The following is an 18460-nucleotide window of genomic DNA, read 5'->3' on the forward strand; positions in this document are numbered from 1 at the left end:
TGCTCCTACCGTTCGATGTCGCAGGGGCCCGCCGCGGCGGACACGCAGGTCTGGATGAGGACGCCCGGCTCGGCCTCGGTGATCTCGCCGGTGCGCAGGTCGCGGACGGCGCCCGCCTTGAGCGGCGTGATGCAGCCGAAGCAGATGCCCATGCGGCACCCGGAGGGCATGAGTACGCCGGCCTCCTCGCCGATGTCCAGCAACGGCGTGGCGCCGTCCGCGTCGACGGTCTTGCCGGTGGCGCTGAACGTGACCTCGCCGCCGTCGCCGGCGACGACGATGCTGGGGCGGAAGCGTTCGGTGTGCAGGCGCTCCGGTACGCCGTGCTCGCTCCAGTGCTCTTCGGCGGCGTCGAGCAGGCCAGCGGGCCCGCAAGCCCAGGTCTCGCGCCCGGCCCAGTCGGGCACGAGTTCGTCGAGACGGGAGAGGTCGAGCATGCCGTCCGTGTCGGTGTGCACCTCGGTGAGCCGCAGCTTCTTGACCGCGACCAGGTCGTGCAGCTCGTTGCGGAAGATCACATCTTGCGGCCGTGGCGCACTGTGGACCATGACGACGTCGTCGAACTCGGTGTCGCGCAGCATGCCCATCACGGGTGTGATGCCGCTGCCGGCCGTCAGGTAGAGCACCTTGGCGGGCGTGGCCTGCGGCAGCACGAAGTCACCGGTCGGCTGATCGAGCTGGATCAGCGTGCCCGGCTTCGCCCTGCGGACCAGGTGGTTGCTGACCTTGCCGTCCGGGATCGCCTTCACGGTGATCGTGACGCGGCCGTCCGGCCGGTTCGTCGGCGAGGTGAGGGAGTAGGCACGCCACAGGCGCACCCCGTCGACGTCGACCCCGATCCGCACGTACTGACCGGCCCTGTGGCCGCGCCAGCCCCGACCCGGTCTGATCACGATGGTCGCGGCGTCACCCGTCTCGAGGTGCACGGCCTCGATGCGCCCCCGCAGATCGGCGCCCGCACGCAGCGGGCTGACCAGGTCGAGGTAGTCCGACGGCAGCAGCGGCGTCGTGACCATCTCCAGCAGTTTCCACGCCCTGCCGCGGAGGGCCGCACTCATCATGACTCCAGCTTGCTGCGCCTCAGGGCGTAAAGTCCTGACCGCAGGACGTGAATCTGGTCGGTTGAATTGTTCGCAGGGAACAAAGACGTGAGCCATGCAATCCGGAGGGCCAGCGAACTGGCCCTGGACGAGACGACGGTCACCGCACTTCGGGCCGCGCTGAGGACCACCGCCGACGAGGTCGTCCAGGCGATCATCGACGAGGTCCCTTCCTACGCCAACGCCCTTTCGGGCAGCATGGGCGGCACCATCCGCCGAGCCGTCCGCACCGCCCTGGGGCACTACCTGGACCTCGCGAGCGGGAACGCCACAGGCGGCGACGCCAGCGACGCCGCCTACGAGCTGGGCCGCGGCGAGGTGCGCGACGGCCGTTCGATGGACGCCCTGCTCAGCGCCTACCGCGTCGGCGCCCGCGTGGCCTGGCGATGCCTGGCAGCAGGTGCCGTGCCCGCAGGTCTGCCCGCCGCCGAGGTCGCCAAGTTCGCCGAGCTGACCTTCGCCTACATCGACGAGCTCTCCGCCGCGAGCGCCGCGGGCCACGCCGACGAACTGGCCGCCCGGGGCAGGGCCCACGAGCGCCACCTGGAACACCTGGCCCGCGACCTCCTCGCCGGCGTGAGCCCGGACGTGCTGCTGGCCTCTGCTCAACGGGCCGGATGGCAGCCTCCGGATTCGCTGACGGCGGTCCTGCTGCCCGCCGCCCAGGCCCGGCCTGCCTACCGCGCGCTCGACCCGAGCACCCTCGTCCTCGACGATCTGCCGGACGCCACCGGTGTGCTGCTCGTCCCCGATGCCGACCGATCACATCTCTTGCGGCAGCTGACCGACCGCACCGCCGTGGTCGGCCCGGCCCGGCCATGGACTCGTGCGTCGGCCTCGTACGCACGAGCCGTACGCGCGCGCTCCCTCTCCTCTGATATTCGCGACACCGAGGACCACCTGCCCGAGCTGGTGCTGAGCGCCGACGTGGACGCGTTCGCAGACCTGCGTGCCCGAGCCCTCGCACCGTTGCGGACCTTGCCTGACGCGACCGCACGGCGGCTGGAGGAGACGTTGCGGGCGTGGCTGCTGCACCAGGGCAGGCGGGACGAGGTGGCGGCGGCGTTGTTCGTCCATCCCCAGACAGTCCGGTACAGGATGTCGCAGCTGCGGGAGCTGTTTCCGGATCTCGCATCGCCACACCGGGTCCTTGAACTGACGCTGGCGGTCGGTCTTCGGGCCAGTTGACGCGTACTTCGACCGTCCACGAACTCCCGGCGGATCCCGGCATCATGCTCGGTGTCTACCTGGACGTCCTTGCAGCCGGGACGGTTCGGGTGAGCGACGCGATCAAGGTGCAGCAGGTCGGCTGACAGGGAGCGTTCCACCAGGAGTCGCCCACCTGCCGATCCGTCAGGCCCGCGTCTCGCACGACCAGCCACACCCGGTCGCGACTGAGTGGGAGTTGGCCGAGGAGGACGCCGGTCGCGTCGAGCAGGGTGTTGGCGAAGGCTGGAGCGACCGGGTTGAAAGGGCGGACTGTCGGCCGTGACGCCCGTTTGACTCCCTGGACACCCACATGCATGGCGATGGGCCACGAAATGGGATCTGACCTCGGGTTTTCCGAAGACCGCTCAGGTCGACATCTTTCCGATGACCCACCAGGTCGGTGTGCCGCGATTGAACCGGTCGCGAAGAGCTCCTGAACTGCGGTTGTGGGCGCACAATGTGCGGTGCGGGCGTTCAGTAGGTGGGGCCGTAAGGGCTCCAGTGCCCGAGGAAGGGTTTCAGGTCGTCGGCTTGTGGCTTGGGAATATCGGGCAGCCGGGGCGGTGTGTTCAATGGGTCGAGGCGTTCAACGGTGGGCGCTGCCCAGCTGATCCATTCCTCGGCGTCGGTTCTGGCCTGGCCCGGAGGCATGTCCTCGACTCGCGTGCGTACGGTGCTCACGTATTGGGTCAGTCGGGTGGCGTGGCGCCATGCCGCTTCCTGAGCTTCTAGGTGCCTGACGCGGTACGCCTCCGCGTACCGGATGCGGGCTTGTTCCATGGCGGCTTCCCAGCGGATGCGCTTCTGGCGTGCCGCTTCGGCCTCGTCCTGGCGTCTGCGTTCGGCGGCTTCGCCGCGAAGTGTGACCTCCTGTGCGATCTCGGCGAGCTGCTCTTCGAGGGCGCGGCCGGGAGCGTCGGCCCATTCGCTCGCCCGGTGTGGCTGGCGCCGCTGAGGATGATGCTGAGGCGTTCGGACGGGGTGTAGTCGAAGCGGGGGACTCTGACCCAGGAGTGCTTCTCGGCCTCGGCGAGTTCCTTCTCGGTGGCGACGTGCTCGGCCGGTCCTGTTCCTGGAGGACAAGAAACCCCACTGGCTGGCCCTGTGCGGTGATGGTGAAGTGAGGATGTGCCCTGCGGCGGCGATGAGACGGGGGTGCGAAGCCGGTGTGCCCGGGCGCCCAGGTGTGTCCTTCGGCCTCGGCGGCGGTGATCAGTGCCTGGATGAGTCGGAGAACGCGTCCTTGGACGGGCTTGGTCAGGCCGAGCGGCTGACGTTCGTTCTGCATGGCCCGGATAACGGTGTGCGGCCGAGTGAGCCGCGAGGGCACGGGGACGGGGTCGAGGACGGCAAGGCGCCAGGCGGGGATATCGACGAGCTTGATCTCGTACCCGCCATGGCACCAGCTTCCGTACAGCTCCTTCGTCTCCGCAATCCTTCCGGATCTGCGTGCGGCGGCGACGCGGGACGGCCACTTCTCCAAGCCGGGACCGCTGCCGCTCTTGACGATCCTGCCGCCGGCCTCCGCGAGCTCCTGCAACAGTTGCTCCGTGAACGTCACACGAGGCTGTAATGGAGGGCCTCCTGGCTTCCGCTAGTGCCGACCGGCGCTCGTCAGGGCGACGCTCCACTGCCCGCTCTTCCGGGAGACCGTCACCAGGCCCCGGTTGTGCAGTGCCTGGCATGTGGTCTTGTAGGAGGTGGTCTCCCATACGCCAGCAGGGCACCCGGCTCCCACCCACTGCAACACCGAGAGCTGCCGCTCATTGACCTGCCGTTCCAATGGTCCGCCTTCGACTCGAAGTGAAGTACGAGGGCGGCATGGTGCCAGTCTTGCTCGTCGGCGACGGGCGGTTCGAGTCAATTCGCTCGAACGAGCGGGCTGACGTGGCTGGAAGCCGGTTAGACCGAGAACTGTAGGTTGGGTGCTGTTCTGCGGCGGGGTCTGACTCCTGAGGTGTCTGACCGGGGTGTCCTGCTCACACTGTGTCGACCACCAGCCGGGGTACGGTGCGTTGCTGGTTTCGGACTGAGCGGGCGTGTCTCGATAGGGGCTTGCCGGACAGGCGCCATCACGATTCTGACCGTCCCCGCGGCCCGGTGCCGGCTAGGCGATGAGCCGTTGGGCTGGAGGGGGAATGAGCATGATCGGCACGTCCTCCGCTTCGCGTTCTCGTCGGCGTCGGCCGGCGGGGGATGTGGTCCTGGGAGTGGACACGCACCGGGATGCCCATGTGGCCGCTACCGGGATGCCCATGTGGCCGCTGTGCTCTCCCTGGTGGGGGAAGTGATCGGCACCGAGGAGTTCCCGGCCACCGCGGCTGGATACCGAGACCTGCTGGGGTGGGCCAGGGCGTCGGGTACGGTGCGCCGGGCCGGAGTGGAAGGTACCGGTTCCTTCGGGGCTGCCCTGTCCGCTACCTGCTGGCCCAGGGCGTGGACGTTTTCGATGTCAATCGGTTCGACCGGGCCGACCGCCGTCGGCGCGGCAAGTCCGACCCGCTCGATGCCGAGAACGCGGCCCGGGCGGTGCTGAGCGGGCGAGCGCGTGCCCAGGCCAAGGCAGGCGACGGACCGGTGGAGATCGCCCGGATGTACAAACTGGCCGAGGACTCGGCGGTCAAGGCCCGCACGCAGGCGATCAACCAACTCAGGGCTGTCCTCATCCGTGCCGATCCGCAGCTGAGAGAGGAACTTGCCGAGCTGGGCAACGCAGAACTCTTCCGCACCTGCGCCGGGCTCGTCGACGACAGCCTGAACCACGATGCCGATGAAGGGGCGGTGCTCCATGCCACCCACGTCACCCTGGGTCTCCTGGCCCGGCGCATCAGGCAGCTCAGCGACGAGGTCCAGGACTTGGAAGGCCGCCTGCCCCGGCTGGTGGAGCGCCACGCTCCGCAGCTGCTCGAGGTGGTGGGCATCGGTCCGGACACGGCCGTCACTTTGCTGATCACGGTGGGGGACAACCCGGAACGCCTGGGCAGTGGGGCGTCCTTCGCGGCGCTGTGCGGGGTCAGCCCGGTCGAGCGTTCTTCGGGTAGCCGGCAGTACCGTCGCCTCAACCGCGGCGGCGACCGGCAAGCGAACGCGGCCCTGCACCGGATCGTGCAGACCCGCCTGCGCGTCGACCCACGTGCCCAGGAGTACTACGAACGCCGCAGCAAGGAGGGCAAGACCCGGCGCGAGATGGTCCGAAGTCTCAAGCGCTACGCGGCGCGGGAGGTCTTCCACCTGGTCAGACCTGTGCAGTCGCAACCCTCGTCATAGGGGCAGTCGTGAGACGTGAGAGGGTCTGGGGCGTGAGTGAGACACCACCGAACACCCTGCAATACCGCTTTGACGGGCCAGAAGACGCTCCGGTCCTGATCTTGGGTCCCTCACTGGGTACCACATGGCACATGTGGGACCGCCAGGTTCCCGAGCTGGCCCGGCAATGGCGGGTCTTCCGGTTCGACCTGCCGGGCCACGGCGGCGCCCCCGCGCACCCGGCGGGTTCCGTCGCCGACCTCACGACCCGGCTGCTGGCCACGCTGGACGGGCTCGGTGTGCAGCGCTTCGGCTACGCGGGCTGCGCGCTGGGCGGCGCCGTGGGGCTCGAGCTGGCCCTGCGCCACCCCGAGCGCCTCTCCTCGCTCATCCTGATCGCGGCCTCACCCCGCTTCGGCACGGCCGACGAGTTCCGTCAGCGCGGCGTGATCGTCCGCACGAACGGGCTCGACCCGATCGCCCGGACGTCCCCCGAGCGCTGGTTCACCGGAGGATTCGCCGCCGCTCAGCCGGCGATCACCGAGTGGGCCGTGCAGATGGTGCGCACCACCGACCCCGGCTGCTACATCGCGGCCTGCGAGGCGCTCGCAGCCTTCGACGTCCGGGCCGAACTGGGCCGCATCGGTGTACCGACCCTGGTCCTCGTCGGCTCGGAGGATCAGGTCACCGGCCCCGCCGAGGCCCGCACCCTGGTCGCCGGGATCCCGGACGCCCGGCTCGCGGTCGTCCCCGGCGCCTCCCATCTGGTGCCCGTGGAGCAGCCCGCGGCGGTCACCGATCTGCTGGTCCATCACTTCTCCACCGCCTGGCAGCCCGCGTTCGACGCGACGACCGGCCAGATGGCGGCGATCGTGGCGCCTCCCGTCAAGCCGGTGCTCGCCGCCCCCGGCCCCGTGGCGCCGGTGGCCGAGATCGCCCCGGCCGTCGTGGCGCCCGAGGCCGCGGGCAGGCGCGACTCGTACGACGTGGGGCTCAAGATCCGCCGGGAGGTGCTCGGTGACGCGCACGTCGACCAGGCACTGGCCTCGGCGGACGACTTCTCCGGGGACTTCCAGGACCTCGTCACCCGGTACGCGTGGGGCGAGATCTGGGACCGGCCGGGCCTGGACCGGCGCGCCCGCAGCTGTGTCACGCTCACCGCGCTGGTCGCGGGCGGCCATGTGGAGGAACTCGCCGCCCACACCCGGGCGGCCCTGCGCAACGGACTGACCCCGGACGAGATCAAGGAGGTGCTGCTCCAGGCGGCGGTCTACTGCGGCGTACCGGCCGCGAACAGCGCGTTCAAGGTGGCGCAGCAGGTCATCCGCGAGGAGACGACCCCGCAGGAGTGAACGTCAGCCGGGTGGTGAGAGCACCATGCCGAAGGAGGCTCCGGGCGTCCGGGCGGGGGCAGGATGGAGCCCATGAAGCTCACGAAGAAGTCGCACGCCTGCATCCGGCTCGAGAAGGACGGGCGCAGGCTCGTCATCGATCCCGGCACCTTCAGCGAGGAGGACGCCGCGGTCGGCGCCGAGGCCATCCTGGTCACGCACGAGCACCTCGACCACTTCAACGAGGAGCGGCTGCGGACCGCCATGGAGTCCGACCCGGGCGCCGAGATCTGGACCCTCGCCTCCGTGGCGGAGAAGATCTCGGCGGCGTTCCCGGGCCGCGTGCACACCGTCGGCCACGGCGACACCTTCACGGCCGCGGGCTTCGACGTCCAGGTCCACGGCGAACTGCACGCGGTGATCCACCCGGACATCCCGCGCATCACGAACGTCGGCTATCTGATCGACGGAGGCAAGGTCTTCCACCCGGGCGACGCACTCACGGTCCCCGACCACCCGGTGGAGACGCTGATGCTCCCGGTGATGGCGCCCTGGAACAAGATCTCCGAGGTGATCGACTACGTCCGCGAGGTCAAGCCGCGGCGTGCGTACGACATCCACGACGCCCTGCTGACGGACCTCGCGCGCCCGATCTACGACCACCAGATCGGTGCGCTGGGCGGCGCGGAGCACATGCGGCTGGCACCGGGCGCCTCGGCGGACGTCTGACGGCCGCGAGGCCCGGCAGGGGAGGCGGTGGCCGCGATCGTGCGGCCACCGCCCCGGCGCCCGGGCCCACCGCCTCCCCGCGGCCGGGCCCGCGACCGCACCACCCGGTTGTCGTACCCGCCGGGTAGGTTGTGAGGCATGCGCATCGCGACCTGGAACGTGAACTCGATCACCGCCCGTCTCCCGAGGCTCCTGGCCTGGCTGGAGAGCAGCGGCACGGACGTGCTCTGCCTCCAGGAGGCCAAGGTCGCCGAGGACCAGTTCCCCCACGACCAGCTGCGCGAGCTGGGCTATGAGGCGGCGGTCCACGCCACCGGCCGGTGGAACGGCGTGGCGGTGCTCTCCCGCGTCGGCCTCGACGACGTGGTCAAGGGCCTGCCGGGCGATCCCGGCTACGACGGCCTCCAGGAGCCCCGCGCGATCTCCGCGACCTGCGGCCCGGTCCGCGTCTGGTCGGTGTACGTGCCCAACGGCCGTGAGGTGGACCACCCGCACTACGCGTACAAGCTGCAGTGGTTCGAGGCGCTGAAGGCGGCCGTGGCGGGCGACGCCGGGGGCAGCCGCCCGTTTGCGGTGCTGGGCGACTACAACGTCGCGCCGACGGACGACGACGTCTACGACATCGCCGCCTTCGAGGGTGTGACCCATGTCACCCCCGCCGAGCGGGCCGCCCTGACCTCCCTGCGTGAGACCGGTCTCACGGACGTGGTCCCGCGCCCGCTGAAGTACGACCGCCCCTTCACCTACTGGGACTACCGCCAGCTCTGCTTCCCCAAGAACCGCGGCATGCGCATCGACCTGGTGTACGGCAACGAGCCGTTCGCGACGGCGGTCAAGGACGCATACGTGGACCGGGAGGAGCGCAAGGGCAAGGGCGCCTCGGACCACGCGCCGGTCGTGGTCGACCTGGCGCCGTAGCTCGTCTGCGCCGGGGGAGGGGTGGCCGGAGTCCGCGCGCCCTGTAGTGCGCGCCGTGGCGCTGGTGACACGCTGGGTGTATGAACATCCACTTCCTGGGCAACTGGCGCAAGAAACGCGGCCCCGCCCGCGGTGTCGCGGTGTTCTCCGACGGTGACCCCGACCCGAGCAGCGTCGTCGAACTCCTCTCCGAGTGTGAGCTGCTGCGCTCCCAGGCCGGGCAGGCGGGCGTCGAACTGGACGACTCGGCGGCGTCGTTGGAGGCGCTCGACCAGGTCGTGCCGCGCTGGCGGGACGACGAGGAGACCCTGCCCTGGCTGGGGAACGACGCGGGCCTGTATCTGGGCACGGTGATCGTGCGTACGGTGCCGGGCGCGAGCTGGGCGGTCTGGCCGAGCGGTCACCCCGTGGTACGGCTGGCCTCCGGACGCGAGATCGACGTGGTCGACGCGGGCCACGCCTGGGCCTCCACGGGCGCCCCCGAACTGACGCACGTCTACGCCGAAGCGTCGGAGATCTAGGCCCCGTCCCCCGGGGGTCCGCCACCCGGAACCTCGTACTAGGATGGGCCGTTCGTCCCCGCGGTCACGCCGGCCGTGGGGCACCCCCCACGGTCCCGGGGACCGCAGGGGGAGGGAAGCACCAGCTCACCGGGGTGTGCCCGGCCGGTGGCAGCCGAAGATCACTGCTCGCGCAGCGGAATGGACACGTAGGACGGGTCCTCCGCGGGGGAGGAGAAGGTCAGCTGCGCGCCGGACGGGTTGTGCTCGATGTAGAGCGGGTCGACCGTGTCGACGACCAGCGCGAGCCGGTGCCCGGCCGGGACGTCGTAGGCGGTGGAGAACAGGTCCAGGTCGACGCCGAACGGTTTGCCGGGTGTCTGCCCGTACCAGCTGTACGGCGCGTTGCTGACCAGTTTGCCGAGGCCGAGCGGGCCCACGTCGTAGAGGTACGCGACGAGGGTGCCGCTCTCCTTGGTGCCGGTGACGGTGGTGTGCAGCTTCGCCGTGCCGCGGATGTGCTGGGCGGTGGCGTATTTCTCCGACTGCCACACGGCGGCCCATCGGCGCGGCAACAGCGGGATGGAGGCCACCGGCGGCACCTGGATCAGCTGGTCGAGGATGCTGGAGAGAAGGACGATCCCGCCGTCCGCCCCCGAGTCGACGTTCGCATGGATCGTGGTGGTGCCGGCGAGGTCGATCTTCCTGCTGGTCGCGGCCACCGACTTCCAGTCCGGATAGCCCTCGTAGCCGCCCCCGTAGCCGCCCTTGGAGCGGGACTTGAGCTGCACCGGCTGCTCCCGGTCGATCCCGTTGTCCTCGCCCTTCAGGTAGTGGTCCAGCCATCGCTCGGTGTCGGTCCAGACGTCGTTGGGCAGCCCGAGCAGCCCGATGATCTCGGGCGTGGCGTGGTCGCCCGGCCGCAGCTCCAGTCTCTTCGGGACCGTGAGCTTCTCGTAGAAGTCCGTGTAGGAGTTGGCCGGGAAGACGGTGTCACCCCAGGCGTTGGCGAGCATGATCGCGGCGCCGTTGCGGTTGAGCTGGTCGAGGTAGGTCTCGGCGGATCGTTTCTTCCCCCAGGCGATGAGGTCGGACTCCTTGGCCACGTCGCCGGCGAAGAAGTCGTCGAACGCCTGGCGGGTCTCGGGGCTTTCGCGGCCGGTGACCGTCGCCGCGCCCCTCAGCAGAGCGGCCGCCTGGACGTGCTGGGTGCGTCCCGAGTAGATCGAGTGGACCAGGTCCGACCAGCCGCTCATCGAGGCGACGGCCTTGATGCGCTTGTCGTGCGCGGCTGCCAGCAGGCTGATGCCGGCGCCGTAGGAGACGCCCGCCATGCCGATGTGCCGGGCGTCGGACGGGGTGTTGGCGAGCGCCCAGTCGATGACCTTGGAGGCGTCGGCTATGTCGGGCGGTCCCGCCACTTCTATCTCGCCGCCGGACTGCCAGAACCCCCGCACGTTGTACGTGACGACGACATAGCCGGTGTCCGCGAGCTTCTGGGCCTGGACGAGATACTCGGCCTGCGGCAGGCCCCAGCTCGTGGGGAGCACGATGAGCGGATAACGGCGTGTGCCGTCGGCGTCCGCGGGCGTGACGACGTTCCCCTTCAGCACCGTCCCGCCGTCCCCCGTGATGTCGACGAAGCGGACGCCGTTCGACGTCGCCTGGGCGGCCGGGGCGAGCCCGAGGGCGCTGCCGGCGATCAGCGTCGCCGAGACGGCACCCACGGCGGTCGTACGCAGGGCCTTGCGGTGGTTTCCCACGGGTCACTCCTCATATGTCAGAGCAAAGTGACCTGACGGTAACCTCGCCTCCATACCGTAGGTAACCCGTCGGTAAGTTACGTGCGGGTAAAGATAGTTGATGTGTAAGCAGAATCAGGAGGGACGGGAGGAGTCGTGTGCGGCTTCCTCCGGCGCGGGAGCCTGCGCGGCCCGGGTGACGTCTCCCACCAGCTCGACCACGTCCGGTCCGTACGCCTGGGAGTTGACGACCTTCAGCAGCAGGACGAAGGAGCCGCTCCCGTACTTGCGGGCCAGCCGCTCGTGGTGGCGCGCGAGATAGCGGGTAGCCGCCTGGTTGGTGATCGCGGTCTGACCGCAGAAGAGGAAGACGGGGCGTGCGCCGCGGCCCAGGTCCGCCGTGAGCCGGGCGAGGATCACATGCTCGGACCGGCCGGGCTCCAGCAGATGGCGCTCGCTCCCGATGTCGAACGCCCAGCGCTCCGGACCGCGTTCCGCGTCGGTGTTCACCCGTATCCCCGGCAGAAGCGACTGGAGATGGGCGGCCATCCGGCGGTTCGACGCCGGGCCGCCGAGGCAGAACTCCGTGCGCTCGCCGAATCCTTGCCGGGCTGCGTCGTGCGCGACGACCTGGGCGTGGGCGCCGCAGTCCTTGATGAGGGCGGACAGCTCCAGCAGTGCGAACACATCCTGGCGCACCACCGTCAACTCGGGGCCGCCCGCGTCCCGGTTGACCACCAGCAGTGACTCCGAGTTGTCCGGGAGCCCGAAGAACGCCTGCTTGCGGCGGAGTTTGCGTTTCCACAGATACGTCCGGGCGAGCCAGCCGAGCGCGGCGCTGATGCCGGCCGCGATCACCCCCAGGGCGATATTGCGCACGTCGTCGTTCATGGCCGGGCATGGTAGCGGGCCGCTGTGAACCGGTGTTCGATGGGACTGACGGGACCATGGCAATGCGGTTACGCTGCGTGGAAGGAAGTCGACTGGAGGTACGCATGCAACGTCCTGTCCGGCGGAATCTGGCGGTGCTGGCGGTCTCGGCGGCCGTGGTGTCGGTGGGAGCGGCGGCACCGCCGTCGTCCACCCCGGCACCGGAGAAGGTCCCGGTGGCCGTGGGCTACGGCGGGGCCGTGGCGAGCGTCGACGCGGACGCCTCCGCCGCCGGGATCGAGGTCCTGAAGAAGGGCGGCAACGCGGTGGACGCGGCCGTCGCCACGGCCGCCGCGCTGGGCGTCACCGAGCCCTACTCTGCGGGCATCGGCGGAGGCGGCTACTTCGTCTACTACGACGCCAAGTCCCGCACGGTCCACACCATCGACGGCCGTGAGACCGCCCCGCTCACCGCGGACGAGGGGCTCTTCGTGGAGAAGGGCAAGGCGCTCCCCTTCGCCGACGCGGTCAGCAGCGGCCTGGGCGTCGGCACCCCGGGCACCCCAGCCACCTGGCAGAAAGCGCTGGACGAGTGGGGCACGAAGCGGCTCGGCACGGTCCTGAGGCCGGCCGAGCGCATAGCGCGCGACGGCTTCACCGTCGACGACACGTTCCGCTCGCAGACCGCGTCCAACGAGGCCCGCTTCCGCTACTTCCCGGACACGGCCAAGCTGTTCCTGCCGGGCGGCGCGCTCCCCGCCGTCGGTTCCACGTTCAAGAACCCCGACCTCGCCCGCACCTACGCGGAACTGGGCCGGAAGGGCATCGGCGCGATCTACCACGGCGATCTGGGCGACGACATCGTCGCCACCGTCGAAAAGCCACCGGTGGACCCGGCCTCGGGCTGGAACGCCCGCCCCGGCAAGCTGTCCGACAAGGACCTCGCGGTCTACCGGGCCGAACTCCAGGCGCCCACCAAGACCTCCTACCGCGGCCTCGACGTCTACTCCATCGCCCCGTCCTCCTCCGGCGGCACCACGGTCGGCGAGGCGCTCAACATCCTGGAGAGGACCGACCTCTCGAAGGCGAGCGAGGTGCAGTACCTGCACCACTTCATCGAGGCGAGCCGCATCGCCTTCGCCGACCGCGGGCGCTGGGTCGGCGACCCCGCCTTCGAGGACGTGCCGACGAAGGACCTGCTGTCGCAGAGGTACGCCGACTCCCGCGCCTGCCTGATCAAGGACGACGCGGTGCTCACCAGCCCGCTCGCGCCCGGCGACCCGCGCCACCCGGCGGCCTGCGGCGCCCGGGGAACGGCGGCCCCGACGACGTACGAGGGCGAGAACACCACGCACCTGACCGTCGCGGACAAGTGGGGCAACGTCGTCTCCTACACGCTGACCATCGAGCAGACCGGCGGCAGCGGCATCACCGTCCCGGGCCGCGGCTTCCTCCTCAACAACGAGCTGACGGACTTCTCCTTCACGCCCGCCAACCCGGCCGTGCACGACCCGAACCTGCCCGGTCCGGGCAAGCGCCCTCGTTCGTCCATCTCGCCGACGATCGTGCTCGACAAGCACGGCCGGCCCGTCGTCGCCCTCGGTTCACCCGGCGGCGCGACCATCATCACCACCGTGCTGCAGACCCTGACCGGCTTCCTCGACCGGCACCTGCCGCTCGTCGACGCGATCGCCGCCCCGCGTGCCAGCCAGCGCAACGCGGCCCAGACCGAACTGGAACCCGGCCTCTACGACAGCGCTCTGAAGGCCCGGCTCGAGGCGATCGGGCACTCCTTCAAACCGAACCCGGAGATCGGCGCGGCCACGGGCGTGCAGCGGCTGCCCGACGGCAGGTGGCTTGCCGCCGCCGAGAAGGTGCGGCGCGGCGGTGGATCCGCGATGGTGGTGAAACCGGCGCCGTAACGGCCACGCGGTTCACTCCGGGCGGGTGGCCCCGTTCCCCTCCGGGCGGGCCGTCTCGCCGCCCTGCACGGCGGGCGGTGCGGCGGCCTCGCCCGAGCCGGTGGGTGCGGCCGGAGCCGGCGCCGTGGCGGTGTCCCCGCCCTCTCCCGCGGGAGCGGCGCCCGTCTCCGCCCGCCTCGCGGCGGGCGGCTCGGCCCGGAAGGCCAACTGCCCGTCCTCGACGCCCACCTCGACCCGGCCGCCCCGCTCGATACGGCCGTCCAGCAGCAGCCGGGACAGCTGGTTGTCGACCTCCCGCTGGATGGTCCTGCGCAGCGGGCGGGCACCGTACTCCGGCTGGAACCCACGCTGCGCCAGCCAGTCGACGGCCGCGTCGTCGAACGTGACGTCGATGTCCTGGGCGTGCAGCCGGCGCCGCGTCTTGTCGAGCATCAGGTCGGTGATGCGCCGCAGTTGATCCGAGGTGAGCTGCCGGAACACGACGATCTCGTCGATGCGGTTGAGGAACTCCGGCCGGAAGTGCTGGCGCAGCGGGCGCAGGATCCGCTCCCTGCGCGCCTCCTCGTCCGCCTCGGCGCCGCCCGCCCCGAACCCGATGCCGGCGCCGCGCCGGGTGATCGCCTCCGAGCCGAGGTTGCTCGTCATCACGATGACCGTGTTGGCGAAGTCCACGGTCCGGCCCTGGGCGTCGGTGAGCCGGCCGTCGTCGAGGACCTGAAGCAGGATGTTGAAGACGTCCGGGTGCGCCTTCTCCACCTCGTCGAGCAGTAGCAGCGAGTACGGATGCCGCCGTACGACCTCGGTGAGCTGGCCGGCCTCCTCGTGGCCGACGTACCCGGGCGGGGCGCCCACCAGGCGGCTGACGGTGTGGCGCTCCTGGTACTCGCTCATGTCGAGGCGCACCATGCGCTCCTCGCTGCCGAACAGCACCTCGGCGAGTGCGCGGGCCAGCTCCGTCTTGCCGACGCCCGTCGGGCCGAGGAAGAGGAAACTGCCGATCGGCCGGTCGGGACTGGACAGGCCGGCGCGCGAGCGCAGCACCGCGTCGGCGACCACGCTGACCGCCTCGTCCTGCCCGATGACCCGCTGGTGCAGATGCTCCTCCAGCCCGAGCAGCCGCTCCTTCTCCTCCTCGGTGAGCCGGCTGACGGGGACGCCGGTCTGCCGTGAGACCACTTCGGCGATGGCCTCCGCGGTGACCTCCAGGTGCTGACCCTCGTCGGCCTCGGTCTCCCCGGAGGCCTCCCCGATCCGCTCCTTCAGCTCGTTTATGCGGTCGCGCAACCGGGTGGCCTGCTCGTACTGCTCGTCGGCCACCGCCTGGTCCTTGTCCCGGGCCAGCTGCTCGACCTCGCGCTCCATGGCCCGTACGTCCGTGCCCTTGGTCCGGGCGCGCAGCCGCACCCGGGCGCCGGCCTGGTCGATCAGGTCGATCGCCTTGTCCGGCAGATGGCGGTCGGTGAGATAGCGGTCCGAGAGCTCCACGGCGGCGACCAGCGCCTCGTCGGTGTAGCGGACCTGGTGGTGGGCCTCGTAGCGGTCGCGCAGCCCGCGCAGGATCTCGATCGCGTCCGGGACGCTCGGTTCGGGCACGAGGATGGGCTGGAAGCGGCGGGCCAGCGCCGCGTCCTTCTCGATGCGGCGGTACTCCTCCAGCGTGGTGGCGCCCACGATGTGCAGCTCACCGCGGGCCAGGGCGGGCTTGAGGATGTTGCCCGCGTCCATGGACCCGCCTTCCGTGCCGCCCCCGCCCGCTCCGACGACCGTGTGCAGCTCGTCGATGAAGACGATCAGCTCCTCGGAGTGCGCGCGGATCTCGCCCACGATGGTGGTGAGCCGCTCCTCGAAGTCGCCGCGGTAGCGGGTACCGGCGACCACCCCGGCCAGGTCCAGGGCGAAGACCCGGCGGCCGAGCAGGACGTCGGGCACGTCCCCGTCGGTGATGCGCTGGGCGAGTCCCTCGACGATGGCGGTCTTGCCGACGCCCGCGTCGCCGATGAGCACCGGGTTGTTCTTGCCGCGGCGGGAGAGCACCTCGATGGTCTGCTCGATCTCCTCGTCCCGCCCGATCACCGGGTCGATGCGGCCCTGACGTGCGAGGTCGGTCAGATCACGGCCGTACTTGTCCAGGGTGGGGGTCGGGGCGGGGCGCGGCCGCTCCGGTCGCGCCGCCGGGGCGGCCTCGGCCGTCTCGGCCGGCAGGGAGGGCGGTGCGAAGTGCGCCGAATGCAGGATGTGCCCGGCGGCGGAGTCCGGGTTCGCGGCCAGCGCGGTGAGCACATGCTCGGGTCCGATGTAGCCGGCGCCGGTCGACCGGGCCAGGTCGTGCGCGTCCAGCAGGGCGCGCTTGACGGCGGGGGTCAGCGAGAGCGAGGCGGGGGGCGGAGCGTCCTCGGAGACGGGCTGGACCGGCCCGGAGCGCTGGTCGATCTCCGTTGCCAGCGTGTCCGGGTCCGCCCCGGCCCGGCTCAGCAGACTCCGGGTCGGTTCCGCCGCGAGTGCGGCGCGCAGCAGATGCTGGGTGTCGAGGTCGCGGGCACCGTGCTCGACGGCGTACCGCGCGGCGCCGGCGACCAGCTGCCGGGCGGGCTCGCTCAGCAGCCGTCCCAGGTCGATCTGGCGCGGACCGGGGCGCGGTCCGCCGCCGAAGATGCGTCGGAAGAACTCTTGGAAGGGGTCCGAGCCGTAGCCCTGCGGACCGTTGAAGCCGCTGGTCATGGCCATCCGTTCCGGCGTCCCGGCGGGGCCCGGGACACGCTCGTTGATCGACGTGCCGGTGCCGGGTGCCCGGACGGGGCCCGGTTACACCTGTGGGGCGCGCGCGGCGCTCGTAGACCCACGATGGCACGAACGCACTCCGGCGGCATGTCCAGAAACGCCGCTCACCTCGTCCGCGGCGCGGCGCTTGGCGCCGGGGACACCGTCTGCCCGCGGAGTGCATGAACGAGGCCAGCGGCTCGGGCGGTTGCCCTGGTGAGGGCCGGGGCGGTCGCGATACGGCGCGGCGGAGGAGGCCGAGGGCGCCGGGGTCCCGGCCGCGCCTCTCCCCGGGACCGACACCGGATGCGGAGCGCCCTGCGTCCGGTCCGAAAACTCCACGTAGTCATCCCGTAACACAACTGGTGTTATCTATGGGTCGGAGTACTCCAGTCGGGCGGGAGCTGGGCAATGGATGTGGAACAACTCCCGGTGCAGGTACGGGAGTTCGCGGTCTACCTGAACGGGCTGCTGGCGCGGCTCGACCAGGACGGCGGCTGGTGCGGAGTCTTCTGGCAGCGCGATCCCGACGGCATGCGGGCCTGCCTCGACGGCCGGGAGGTGCCTCCCTGGGACGTCTTGGAGGCGCTGCTGCACGACCTCGCCGCGGCCTACGGGCCCGCGAGCGCCGCGCAGGAGGCCGAGCGGGCGCGGGCGCTGCACGGTGCCTCGATGGCCGCGTACGACGCCCGGCCGGGCGGCCGCGACTCCCTCGTCGACCGGCTCGACGTGATGCTCCGCGAACAGCGCTACGCGGCCGAGCGCCAGGCGGAGCTGGTGCGCCGGCTGGAGTCGGCCCCGACCCGGGAGGAAGCCGAGTCGCTCCGCCTCGACCTGGCCTGGGCCCGGGACGACCACGAACGCGCCACCGCCCGCTGCGTGGAACTCCGCCGCCGCATGGCGGCCCTCGACCACCGTGCCCTGCGCCCGCCGGCGCAGGGCACGCGGTCTTTAGGAGCGCCCGGGCCGGCCTGGCGTCCGGGGGCCGGCGAGCGCCCCGGCGGCACGGCCGACCCGGGCCCGGAGGCACCGCCCGGCGTCCGCCCGGACGCCCCGCCTGCCGCGCCCCACGGCCCGCTCGAACAGCACGCCCCGTTCGAGCGGCAGGCCCCCGTCGAGGAGCACGCTCTGTTCGAGCGGCAGGCACCCGTCGAGGAGCACGCTCTGTTCGAGCGGCAGGCACCCGTCGAGGAGCACGCTCTGTTCGGGCGGCAAGCCCCTGTTGTGCCGCCCCACGATGCCGCTTCCGGCACCCCGGCCGCCTTCCGCACCCGAGCGGCGGGCCAGGAGTCCCTAGCCGCGGATCCCGCCGCGCCGGGCCCGGCCCCCTCGGGCCCCGCCCCGGCGCCCTCGGCCAGGCAGCGCTCCAGGCGCCGCCCCCGCGGCAGTGCCCGGTTCGCCGGGATGATGGACATCCAGGAGGCTTCCACGGGCGCCGTGCCCGCCCCCGCCCCCGCCTCCGCGCCCGCCCCCGGCCGCGGGGGCCCGCGCGGCGCCCGGTTCGCCGGAGCCGGGGACACCGGCCCCGAGGCGGTGCGTGAGGAGCGACCTGAGGAGGCCCTGGACCAGGCGGGCCGGCGGATCATCGCGGAGACCGTCGCCGCGCTCGTCCGGATGCGCGCCGAGGGTCGCAGCGGCGAGGCCCACGCCCTGCTCGCCGAGGCCGCCCACTGGCCCGCCGCCCGCTACCCCGCGCTCGCCGCCGAACTGCACCGCGCGGGCCTCGGCGCCGACTGGGCCACCCTCCTGTGGGAGACCGCCGCGCTGCCCGCCGACCGCCTCGTCGCCGCCGCGGACGCACTCACCGCCGCGGGCCGCACCGCGGACGGGGAGCAGATACTGCGCCAGGGCGTGGTACGGCCCGCGGGCGAGATCGGCGAGGCCGTGCTGGGCCTGAACGCCGACGGCCGGCACCGTGAGGTCCGCGCTCTCCTCGACGCGTATGTGCGCGTGCGTACGCCCGAGGAAGCGGCCCGCAGTGTCGCGGCGGATCCGGGGCTGCTCCTGCCGCTCCTCCTCGAGGCGGCCCGGGGTGTCTCCGACGAGCGGCACTGGGACCTCGTCCACGCCCTGAGAGTCGCCGGATTCACCATCTGAGCGGCCCGTCGACAATCCGACCACTTCACCCGCAGGGGT

The 18460-nt window shown here is 71.5% G+C and carries 15 protein-coding genes; 9 read left to right on the forward strand and 6 right to left on the reverse strand.

All coding sequences use genetic code 11. From position 1 onward, the window contains the following. Window positions 1-5: 5 nt before the first annotated feature. Entirely contained in the window at window positions 6-1061 is a 1056-nt protein-coding gene (locus tag LZ604_RS29395; RefSeq protein ID WP_234518802.1) for a ferredoxin reductase, read from the reverse strand. An 87-nt stretch (window positions 1062-1148) separates the two neighbouring features. On the opposite strand from LZ604_RS29395, the gene LZ604_RS29400 reads away from it, so the two are divergent. After that, complete coding sequence (locus LZ604_RS29400) at window positions 1149-2288, forward strand: PucR family transcriptional regulator (protein WP_234518803.1); 1140 nt, start codon at window positions 1149-1151, stop codon at window positions 2286-2288. Beyond that, complete coding sequence (locus tag LZ604_RS35845; protein WP_263232865.1) at window positions 2285-2413, forward strand: hypothetical protein; 129 nt, start codon at window positions 2285-2287, stop codon at window positions 2411-2413. Before LZ604_RS29400 ends, LZ604_RS35845 begins: the two co-directional genes overlap by 4 nt. 370 nt (window positions 2414-2783) lie before the next feature. Here the strand turns inward: LZ604_RS35845 and LZ604_RS29405 are convergent, their stop codons facing one another. Together LZ604_RS29405 and LZ604_RS29410 are read right to left on the reverse strand one after the other, a co-directional pair. Next, the gene (locus LZ604_RS29405; protein WP_234518804.1) at window positions 2784-3089 is read right to left on the reverse strand and encodes a hypothetical protein; all 306 of its coding nucleotides are present in this window, start codon (window positions 3087-3089) and stop codon (window positions 2784-2786) included. A gap of 814 nt (window positions 3090-3903) precedes the next feature. Continuing rightward, entirely contained in the window at window positions 3904-4092 is a 189-nt protein-coding gene (locus tag LZ604_RS29410) for a hypothetical protein (RefSeq protein WP_234518805.1), read from the reverse strand. Between the two features lie 653 nt (window positions 4093-4745). On the opposite strand from LZ604_RS29410, the gene LZ604_RS29415 reads away from it, so the two are divergent. From LZ604_RS29415 to LZ604_RS29435, 5 genes are all read left to right on the forward strand, one after another. Beyond that, a complete protein-coding gene (locus tag LZ604_RS29415; protein ID WP_234518806.1) occupies window positions 4746-5576 on the forward strand; it encodes a transposase in 831 nt (276 codons plus the stop codon). Between the two features lie 32 nt (window positions 5577-5608). After that, a complete protein-coding gene (pcaDC, locus tag LZ604_RS29420; protein WP_234518807.1) occupies window positions 5609-6907 on the forward strand; it encodes a bifunctional 3-oxoadipate enol-lactonase/4-carboxymuconolactone decarboxylase PcaDC in 1299 nt (432 codons plus the stop codon). Window positions 6908-6979: 72 nt separating this feature from the next. Further along, complete coding sequence (locus tag LZ604_RS29425) at window positions 6980-7615, forward strand: MBL fold metallo-hydrolase (RefSeq protein WP_234518808.1); 636 nt, start codon at window positions 6980-6982, stop codon at window positions 7613-7615. Window positions 7616-7753: 138 nt separating this feature from the next. Further along, entirely contained in the window at window positions 7754-8533 is a 780-nt protein-coding gene (locus LZ604_RS29430) for an exodeoxyribonuclease III (protein ID WP_234518809.1), read from the forward strand. 80 nt (window positions 8534-8613) lie between these two features. Next, on the forward strand, window positions 8614-9054 hold the full coding sequence (locus tag LZ604_RS29435) for a DUF6278 family protein (RefSeq protein ID WP_234518811.1): 441 nt from the start codon (window positions 8614-8616) through the stop codon (window positions 9052-9054). A gap of 161 nt (window positions 9055-9215) precedes the next feature. Here the strand turns inward: LZ604_RS29435 and LZ604_RS29440 are convergent, their stop codons facing one another. Together LZ604_RS29440 and LZ604_RS29445 are read right to left on the reverse strand one after the other, a co-directional pair. Next, window positions 9216-10796, reverse strand: coding sequence for an alpha/beta fold hydrolase (locus LZ604_RS29440; RefSeq protein WP_234518813.1), 1581 nt, complete (start codon window positions 10794-10796; stop codon window positions 9216-9218). A gap of 114 nt (window positions 10797-10910) precedes the next feature. Further along, complete coding sequence (locus LZ604_RS29445) at window positions 10911-11666, reverse strand: hypothetical protein (protein WP_234518815.1); 756 nt, start codon at window positions 11664-11666, stop codon at window positions 10911-10913. A 104-nt stretch (window positions 11667-11770) separates the two neighbouring features. Between LZ604_RS29445 and ggt the strand changes: the two genes are divergently transcribed. Next, a complete protein-coding gene (gene ggt, locus LZ604_RS29450) occupies window positions 11771-13567 on the forward strand; it encodes a gamma-glutamyltransferase (RefSeq protein WP_234518817.1) in 1797 nt (598 codons plus the stop codon). Between the two features lie 12 nt (window positions 13568-13579). Here ggt and LZ604_RS29455 read toward each other — a convergent pair whose 3' ends face one another. Further along, window positions 13580-16285: an ATP-dependent Clp protease ATP-binding subunit gene (locus LZ604_RS29455; protein WP_267971982.1), complete on the reverse strand. Its 2706-nt coding sequence runs from the start codon at window positions 16283-16285 to the stop codon at window positions 13580-13582. 450 nt (window positions 16286-16735) lie between these two features. Between LZ604_RS29455 and LZ604_RS29460 the strand changes: the two genes are divergently transcribed. Beyond that, window positions 16736-18421 carry a hypothetical protein gene (locus tag LZ604_RS29460; RefSeq protein ID WP_234518819.1) on the forward strand — a complete coding sequence of 562 codons (1686 nt, stop codon included), beginning with the start codon at window positions 16736-16738 and terminating at the stop codon, window positions 18419-18421. The last annotated feature ends 39 nt before the right edge of the window (window positions 18422-18460 follow it).

The sequence above is a fragment of the Streptomyces glomeratus genome, from assembly GCF_021462825.1.
Taxonomy (GTDB): Bacteria; Actinomycetota; Actinomycetes; order Streptomycetales; family Streptomycetaceae; genus Streptomyces; species Streptomyces glomeratus.